We start from the raw sequence: 7,500 nt of genomic DNA, 5'->3' as shown, positions 1-7,500 counted from the left end.
GGTGTGTAGGCAAATCCGCACATCGTAAGGCTGGGCTGTGATGGGGAGCGAAAATTGTAGTAGCGAAGGTCATGATCTCAGACTGCCAAGAAAAGCCTCTAGCCAGGAGAAGGTGCCCGTACCGCAAACCGACACAGGTAGGCGAGAAGAGAATTCTAAGGCGCGCGGAAGAACTCTCGTTAAGGAACTCGGCAAAATGACCCCGTAACTTCGGGAGAAGGGGTGCCTCGGTAGGGTGAATAGCCCGAGGGGGCCGCAGTGAAAAGGCCCAAGCGACTGTTTAGCAAAAACACAGGTCTGTGCGAAGCCGCAAGGCGAAGTATACGGGCTGACGCCTGCCCGGTGCTGGAAGGTTAAGGGGAGTGGTAAGCCCTTCGGGGCGAAGCTATGAACCGAAGCCCCAGTAAACGGCGGCCGTAACTATAACGGTCCTAAGGTAGCGAAATTCCTTGTCAGGTAAATTCTGACCCGCACGAATGGCGTAACGACTTGGGCGCTGTCTCAACGAGAGATCCGGTGAAATTTTAATACCTGTGAAGATGCAGGTTACCCGCGACAAGACGGAAAGACCCCATGGAGCTTTACTGCAGCTTGATATTGAATTTGGGTACGATCTGTACAGGATAGGTGGGAGCCGTAGAACTTTGAGCGCCAGCTTGAGGGGAGGCATCCTTGGGATACCACCCTGATCGTATCTAGGTTCTAACTTGGTACCGTAATCCGGTGCGAGGACAGTGTCAGGTGGGCAGTTTGACTGGGGCGGTCGCCTCCTAAAGAGTAACGGAGGCGCCCCAAGGTTCCCTCAGAATGGTTGGAAATCATTCGAAGAGTGCAAAGGCAGAAGGGAGCTTGACTGCGAGACCTACAAGTCGAGCAGGGACGAAAGTCGGGCTTAGTGATCCGGTGGTACCGCATGGAAGGGCCATCGCTCAACGGATAAAAGCTACCCTGGGGATAACAGGCTTATCTCCCCCAAGAGTCCACATCGACGGGGAGGTTTGGCACCTCGATGTCGGCTCATCGCATCCTGGGGCTGAAGTAGGTCCCAAGGGTTGGGCTGTTCGCCCATTAAAGCGGTACGCGAGCTGGGTTCAGAACGTCGTGAGACAGTTCGGTCCCTATCTGTCGTGGGCGTAGGAAATTTGAGAGGAGCTGTCCTTAGTACGAGAGGACCGGGATGGACGTACCGCTGGTGTACCAGTTGTTCCGCCAGGAGCACCGCTGGGTAGCTATGTACGGAAGGGATAAGCGCTGAAAGCATCTAAGCGTGAAGCCCCCCTCAAGATGAGATTTCCCAATTAGTAAGACCCCTTGAAGACGACGAGGTAGATAGGTTGGGGGTGGAAGTGCAGTAATGCATGGAGCTGACCAATACTAATCGGTCGAGGGCTTATCCTAAAATAAAACGCAAATGAGTTTCGGATCCAGTTTTCAGGGTGTAACCTTGAAGGTATGTACAAGTGACATACGACAAGCGCATGGCTATTCATTCACACGATAAGTGATGAACCGAATAACCGTACGGTAGAATTTGCACAGCAAATTCATGTTTGGTGGCGATAGCGGAGGGGTTCCACACGTACCCATCCCGAACACGACCGTTAAGCCCTCCAGCGCCGATGGTACTTGGACCGCAGGGTCCTGGGAGAGTAGGACGTCGCCAAGCGATATCCTTTAAAGGATGATGAAGTTTTACATGTTAGGGCCTTTAGCTCAGCTGGTTAGAGCGCACCCCTGATAAGGGTGAGGTCGGTGGTTCGAGTCCACTAAGGCCCACCACTTCTAGAATAACAAAAAGATTGGGGCCATAGCTCAGCTGGGAGAGCGCCTGCCTTGCACGCAGGAGGTCAGCGGTTCGATCCCGCTTGGCTCCACCAATATTCCCTGATAGCTCAGTTGGTAGAGCACTCGACTGTTAATCGAGTTGTCACAGGTTCGAGTCCTGTTCGGGGAGCCATGTTTTGAATATTTCTGAATTTTATATATAAGGTGGCGGCGTAGCTCAGCTGGCTAGAGCGTACGGTTCATACCCGTGAGGTCGGGGGTTCGATCCCCTCTGCCGCTACTCGGAGAGATACCCAAGTGGCTATAAGGGGACCCTCTGCTAAGGGGTTAGACTGCGAAAGCGGTGCGAGGGTTCGAATCCCTCTCTCTCCGCCATAAATTTATTGGAATCAGAACTTATTTTGTAAGGCCCGTTGGTCAAGGGGTTAAGACACCTCCCTTTCACGGAGGTAACAGGGGTTCGAATCCCCTACGGGTCATAATATGGAGGCTTAGCTCAGCTGGGAGAGCATCTGCCTTACAAGCAGAGGGTCGGGGGTTCGAACCCCTCAGCCTCCACCATAAGAAAATTTGATAAATCCCTTTTAATGTCGCGGGGTGGAGCAGTTCGGTAGCTCGTCGGGCTCATAACCCGAAGGTCGTAGGTTCAAATCCTGCCCCCGCAATTAATTTCCTATTGGAAATGCCTCTGGAACTGTGGTGTAGAGGCCTAACATGCCTGCCTGTCACGCAGGAGATCGCGGGTTCGAATCCCGTCAGTTCCGCCATTTTAACCTCATATATAGTTAGCATATATAGTGCGGATTATATGGTGTAGTAATAAAACAAATTATGGCTCGGTAGCTCAGTCGGTAGAGCAGAGGACTGAAAATCCTCGTGTCGGCGGTTCGATTCCGTCCCGAGCCACCTTTCAAGTGGGAAATGAGTAATGTGCCGGTGTAGCTCAACTGGTAGAGCAACTGACTTGTAATCAGTAGGTTGGGGGTTCAAGTCCTCTCGCCGGCACCATTTTGGAGGATTAGCGAAGTGGCCAAACGCATCAGACTGTAAATCTGCTCCCTTACGGGTTCGGTGGTTCGAATCCATCATCCTCCACCAGTCTTTTCATAATCATATGGCGGTCGTGGCGAAGTGGTTAACGCACCGGACTGTGACTCCGGCATTCGTGGGTTCAAGCCCCATCGGCCGCCCTTTATTCTTAATTTATTGGGGATTAGCCAAGCGGTAAGGCAACGGACTTTGACTCCGTCATGCATAGGTTCAAATCCTATATCCCCAGCCATTAAGAGCCATTAGCTCAGTTGGTAGAGCACCTGACTTTTAATCAGGGTGTCGAAGGTTCGAGTCCTTCATGGCTCACCATTTATAGTTATTTTGCGGTCGTGGCGGAATTGGCAGACGCGCACGGTTCAGGTCCGTGTGGGCTAACCCCCCGTGGAGGTTCGAGTCCTCTCGACCGCACCATATTTTGCGGACGTGGCTCAGCGGTAGAGCATCGCCTTGCCAAGGCGAGGGTCGCGGGTTCGATTCCCGTCGTCCGCTCCATTATCCATACGGCGCCATAGCCAAGTGGTAAGGCAAAGCTCTGCAAAAGCTTCATTCCCCAGTTCAAATCTGGGTGGCGCCTTGACTGCTCATTATGGATTTAAATATGCGCCCTTAGCTCAGCTGGATAGAGCGTTTGACTACGAATCAAAAGGCCGGGAGTTCGAATCTCTCAGGGCGCGCCATTTCTTAAAAAAAGTATAATGTCGGGATGTAGCTCAGCTTGGTAGAGCACCTGGTTTGGGACCAGGGGGTCGCATGTTCAAATCGTGTCATCCCGATACTGATTTGCGGGTGTAGTTCAATGGTAGAACTCCAGCCTTCCAAGCTGGTAGCGTGGGTTCGATTCCCATCACCCGCTTTTTGCTATAGCGGATTCTTGTTGCCTCAGTGGTGACACCTTATAAATAAAGAGAGCCTGTCTGGGGACAGAGCTCTCTCTTTTTTTGTATTTATTCTCATGTACCCACAATGTGTTGATTATTCATAATCTCGGTATCGGTGTATATCGTTCTGATCCATACAACTGGTATACACCGATAACCGATCTAGTGGACAGTTTTTACACGGGAATGGTCAGCTGGATGGAGGTTCCCTCATCTGGAGCAGAGGTCATGCTCATAAATCCCCCTACCCCTCTAGCTCGTTCTTCCATACTAAACAATCCAACTCCTTCTCCTTGGGACTTTCCAGAGAATCCAATGCCCTCATCCCGAATGGTCACTTGTATCATTTCATCTTGATCCTCAACGTCGACATATGCCTCCGCTACATCTGCGTATTTGGCTACATTCGTTAATGCCTCCTGTACAATCCGATAAATTGCTATTTCCTTGCGAATATCAAGGCGTTTACGTAGAGTGCATTGAAAATGCACCTCAATCCCGTAATGAGAACAGAAGTTTTCAATATAGGTTCTTATAGCTGGTACGACACCCAAATCATCCAGAACTGAGGGACGAAGTTCCCACGCTAGACCACGAACATCTTTGATGATGTCGGTCACCTGCGAACGAAGACTCTCCAGAGCAGCACTAGGTTGTTCGGCAAGTTGGCTGTCTAACTGAATAATAAGTGAAAATAAGCTTTGCCCTATCCCATCATGTAGCTCTCTTGAAAAGCGTTTACGTTCTTCTTCCTGTATTTGCATGACTTGCGTCATCATAGACTGGAGTTCTGCTTCTACCTGCTTCAGTTTAGTGACCTCATTGCGGATCGCTAAGTACTGATAGGGTTTACCTTCCTCGTCCATAAACGGAACGATCGTAGTATTCACCCAGTAGTAGCTGTTATCTTTAGCTCGATTACGTATTTCTCCTTGCCATACCTCACCTGAACGGATTGTAGTCCACAGGTTTTTCATGAAGGCAGGGGTATGATAGCCTGAATTAATGAGACGATGATCCTGACCGATCAGCTCTTCACGACTATATTGCGAAATCTCACAGAACTTGTCGTTCACGTACTGAATAATACCTCGATGATCGGTCAAAGCAACGATGGAAGACGTATCTAGAGCAAATTTAAGATTGGATAGTTGGTGGAGTGAGTTACGCAGTGCATGGAGAAAAGGGGACTCTGGTATATAAATTTCCAGATCATTCAGCAGTGTATCGGTTGATTCACCAAAGGCATGCTGCAGTAAAGGATTAGAAGGTTCATTCATAATGGAGCAGCCCCTTTTTTAGTGCGAATTTGACTAGCTCAGGTCGTGTTTTCAAGTTAAGCTTCTCCATAAGGTTACTTTTATGGGACTCTACGGTTTTGACGCTAATCACAAGGTGCTCGGCAATTTCCTTGTTGGCATATCCTTTGGCTACCCACGATAGAATCTCCTTTTCCCGCTCAGATAAGGATTCATAGGGTCCGGCTATGCCTTCCTGCTTGATTTTGTCCAGATATTCACTCATCAGTCGTTTGGTTGCATTCGGGTACAAATAGGCACTACCCTCGGCTACAGACTGGATGGCAGCGAGCAACTCCTCGTGAGGTGCGCTTTTTAAAATATATCCGGATGCTCCAGCCTGAATGGCCCGGAACAGATATTCTTCATCATCATGCATCGTTAAAATAAGGACTTCTGTATCGGGCAACTGTTTTTTTAATTCAGTGGTTGCCGTGAGACCATCTTTGCCAGGTGGCATGCTAAAATCCATGAGCACGACATTAGGTTGTAGCTCCACTGCCTTGCGGATTGCCTCATCCCCGTCTGCTGCATCTCCTACTACCTTGATACCGTTTTTGCCGTCCAATAGGGCCATGAGGCCAGAACGTACGACAACGTGATCATCCACTACTAGTATGCGAATCAATTTGTCATCCCCTCGAACGGTAAAAAAACCGTGCGTTTTGTCATAATCATAGCAAATTTTAGGGATTTCAATCAACAAAGATAGTTAGGGACAGTCATATCAAGTATTTTATGAGTTTCATTATCTACAGAAACATTGTTGATCTATGGAATAAGAGGGTAAGCACATAGTTGGCTAAGGCGTTGAGCGACTTGAGTGGCCTCGGCTACATCAGACTCTGTGAACATCCTCACATCACGATTACCAAGAAGCAGCACACCGTTGGGCAGATCCCCTGTGCTGGAAAAGGGAATAGCAACAGCAGAGTGAAGCTGCTCGGCCAGCATTAGTGCACATTCCTGACGCATACGTATACTACCTGATAGCAAAGCACTTACAGTCACGGTACGTCCCAAGCGAACAGCCATCCCGGCAATACCATGACCAATCTTAAAAGAAATAAGGCGATAGCGATTGCTTCGGCTACCGGAGGCGTAATACCAATGCAACTTACCACCCGACTTGGACATAAATGCAAGGGCAGTGAGATCACCATAAGTAGTATCTCTCAATTGGTTCAGTTCTTTTCGCATTTCATCCGTTATTTGTAGCATAGAAGACACATCCTTTTTCATAACCAAACTATATCTCTAATTCATTGTAGTTCCGGCAGTTACAAAAGTAGATCAGGGAACCCCCTGATCTATAGGCGCAGGAAACACTGACTTTTCATCAGGTCGGGTAAGGAGTAGGGATAAGGCCGATAAATGGGGTGTTAGCTTACATCTGGAGTGATATTTATCACAGCAAATCAGGGAGTAGGAAGGTATAAAATCAGGTGTTCTCCCGATAACAACCCAGACATTAAAACATTATGATATAGATATCAGGTAAACACGAGGAGGACGCTAACATGCAAGCCACTTGTATGGAACGGTTTGGGGACGAAGCGGAACGCACGGGAATTCAGATTTATTTGACAGAAGAACATTTTGATCTGCTAAAAGATATTATGTCCTGGAAGAAGGTAAAGGCAGGCGTTATGCTTTTCCGAGAGGGCGATGATGCAGAGCAGCTTTATTATATACATTCAGGTCATGTTAAACTTCGAAAATCGACAGAAGATGGTAAAGAACTGATTCTGACCATTCAGCATCAAGGCGACTTAATTGGGGAATTTAGCGGGATAGATGGAGAAGAGTATAGCTGCACTGCGGAAACAGCCGATGTGTGTGAGTTAGGCGTCGTGCTTGTTAAGGATTTGGAGTCGCTCTTGTCCAAAAATGGGGAAATGGCACTTCAGTTCATCCAGTGGATGGCGATGAAGCAACGCATTATGCAATCGCGTTTTCGGGACTTACTGTTGTATGGTAAAACTGGAGCACTAGCGTCTACATTGATCCGTGCTAGCAATACATGTGGCGTGGCTGTGAAGGATGGCATTTTACTAAATATGAAGCTAAGTCACTCCGAATTAGGTGAGATGATTGGAGCGACCCGAGAGAGTGTGAACCGGATGCTGAGCGCGCTGAAAGAGCAAGGAACTTTAGATACAAGGGATGGAAAGATTGTCATTCACGATCTCAAGGTATTACGTGGCATGTGCTGCTGTCCTTCGTACGGCCAATGTGCCCATGAAATTTGTCGCCTCTAATATTATGAATACCATTAGGCGGGGTCCAAGAGACTTCGCCTTGCTGCATGTCTTCTAACAATCTAGCACATGGGGTAACGAACAACATAGATTACAAAAAAGACTAATCAACGGTATAGCGGCTAATTACCAATAATGTATTTATAGTAAATGAAACTGAACACATGACATTTTATGAACTAGCTGTTCTGAAATAACGTTGGAGCTAATAATGGTTGACTAAAA

Annotated in this window: 4 protein-coding genes, 21 tRNA genes and 2 rRNA genes (1 of these 27 only partly in view); 24 read left to right on the top strand and 3 right to left on the bottom strand. The window is 48.1% G+C overall.

Annotated elements, in window-relative coordinates:
• From ACQW03_RS09390 to ACQW03_RS09280, 23 genes are all read left to right on the top strand, one after another.
• Positions 1-1,398: ribosomal RNA gene (locus tag ACQW03_RS09390) — 23S ribosomal RNA — on the top strand; it begins 1,531 nt to the left of the window's first position.
• A gap of 151 nt (positions 1,399-1,549) precedes the next feature.
• Positions 1,550-1,666, top strand: a 5S ribosomal RNA gene (gene rrf / locus ACQW03_RS09385).
• 36 nt (positions 1,667-1,702) lie between these two features.
• A tRNA-Ile gene (locus ACQW03_RS09380) sits at positions 1,703-1,779 on the top strand.
• A 22-nt stretch (positions 1,780-1,801) separates the two neighbouring features.
• Positions 1,802-1,877 (top strand) — tRNA-Ala (locus ACQW03_RS09375).
• Between the two features lie 4 nt (positions 1,878-1,881).
• Positions 1,882-1,957, top strand: a tRNA-Asn gene (locus ACQW03_RS09370).
• 34 nt (positions 1,958-1,991) lie between these two features.
• Positions 1,992-2,065 (top strand) — tRNA-Met (locus tag ACQW03_RS09365).
• Positions 2,066-2,068: 3 nt separating this feature from the next.
• Positions 2,069-2,160: transfer RNA gene (locus ACQW03_RS09360), tRNA-Ser, on the top strand.
• Positions 2,161-2,192: 32 nt separating this feature from the next.
• Positions 2,193-2,264, top strand: a tRNA-Glu gene (locus tag ACQW03_RS09355).
• Positions 2,265-2,270: 6 nt separating this feature from the next.
• Positions 2,271-2,346: transfer RNA gene (locus ACQW03_RS09350), tRNA-Val, on the top strand.
• A 30-nt stretch (positions 2,347-2,376) separates the two neighbouring features.
• A tRNA-Met gene (locus ACQW03_RS09345) sits at positions 2,377-2,450 on the top strand.
• Between the two features lie 25 nt (positions 2,451-2,475).
• Positions 2,476-2,552, top strand: a tRNA-Asp gene (locus ACQW03_RS09340).
• 66 nt (positions 2,553-2,618) lie between these two features.
• Positions 2,619-2,691 (top strand) — tRNA-Phe (locus ACQW03_RS09335).
• A gap of 26 nt (positions 2,692-2,717) precedes the next feature.
• Positions 2,718-2,793, top strand: a tRNA-Thr gene (locus ACQW03_RS09330).
• 4 nt (positions 2,794-2,797) lie between these two features.
• Positions 2,798-2,883, top strand: a tRNA-Tyr gene (locus ACQW03_RS09325).
• Between the two features lie 19 nt (positions 2,884-2,902).
• A tRNA-His gene (locus tag ACQW03_RS09320) sits at positions 2,903-2,975 on the top strand.
• A 17-nt stretch (positions 2,976-2,992) separates the two neighbouring features.
• Positions 2,993-3,067, top strand: a tRNA-Gln gene (locus ACQW03_RS09315).
• A gap of 4 nt (positions 3,068-3,071) precedes the next feature.
• Positions 3,072-3,147 (top strand) — tRNA-Lys (locus tag ACQW03_RS09310).
• 14 nt (positions 3,148-3,161) lie between these two features.
• Positions 3,162-3,249, top strand: a tRNA-Leu gene (locus tag ACQW03_RS09305).
• Between the two features lie 6 nt (positions 3,250-3,255).
• A tRNA-Gly gene (locus ACQW03_RS09300) sits at positions 3,256-3,330 on the top strand.
• Positions 3,331-3,340: 10 nt separating this feature from the next.
• Positions 3,341-3,412: transfer RNA gene (locus tag ACQW03_RS09295), tRNA-Cys, on the top strand.
• Between the two features lie 26 nt (positions 3,413-3,438).
• Positions 3,439-3,515 (top strand) — tRNA-Arg (locus ACQW03_RS09290).
• A 22-nt stretch (positions 3,516-3,537) separates the two neighbouring features.
• Positions 3,538-3,611, top strand: a tRNA-Pro gene (locus tag ACQW03_RS09285).
• A gap of 9 nt (positions 3,612-3,620) precedes the next feature.
• Positions 3,621-3,691, top strand: a tRNA-Gly gene (locus ACQW03_RS09280).
• 201 nt (positions 3,692-3,892) lie between these two features.
• On the opposite strand, the gene ACQW03_RS09275 is transcribed toward ACQW03_RS09280, so the two are convergent.
• The 3 genes from ACQW03_RS09275 to ACQW03_RS09265 form a co-directional block, all read right to left on the bottom strand.
• Entirely contained in the window at positions 3,893-4,996 is a 1,104-nt protein-coding gene (locus ACQW03_RS09275; protein ID WP_076294821.1) for a PAS domain-containing sensor histidine kinase, read from the bottom strand.
• Positions 4,989-5,642 carry a response regulator gene (locus ACQW03_RS09270; protein ID WP_016818376.1) on the bottom strand — a complete coding sequence of 218 codons (654 nt, stop codon included), beginning with the start codon at positions 5,640-5,642 and terminating at the stop codon, positions 4,989-4,991. The genes ACQW03_RS09275 and ACQW03_RS09270 overlap by 8 nt, the downstream gene beginning before the upstream one ends.
• 143 nt (positions 5,643-5,785) lie before the next feature.
• Positions 5,786-6,235, bottom strand: a complete 450-nt coding sequence (locus ACQW03_RS09265; protein ID WP_071639239.1) for a GAF domain-containing protein — start codon at positions 6,233-6,235, stop codon at positions 5,786-5,788.
• A gap of 299 nt (positions 6,236-6,534) precedes the next feature.
• On the opposite strand from ACQW03_RS09265, the gene ACQW03_RS09260 reads away from it, so the two are divergent.
• Positions 6,535-7,275 carry a Crp/Fnr family transcriptional regulator gene (locus ACQW03_RS09260; RefSeq protein WP_025718906.1) on the top strand — a complete coding sequence of 247 codons (741 nt, stop codon included), beginning with the start codon at positions 6,535-6,537 and terminating at the stop codon, positions 7,273-7,275.
• The last annotated feature ends 225 nt before the right edge of the window (positions 7,276-7,500 follow it).

Origin of the sequence: Paenibacillus sp. DRB1-1, assembly GCF_052119485.1 — a bacterium.
GTDB lineage: Bacteria > Bacillota > Bacilli > Paenibacillales > Paenibacillaceae > Paenibacillus > Paenibacillus polymyxa_B.
Note: the sequence above shows the minus strand (reverse complement) of the source record. Positions and strands in the feature narration are given on the sequence as shown.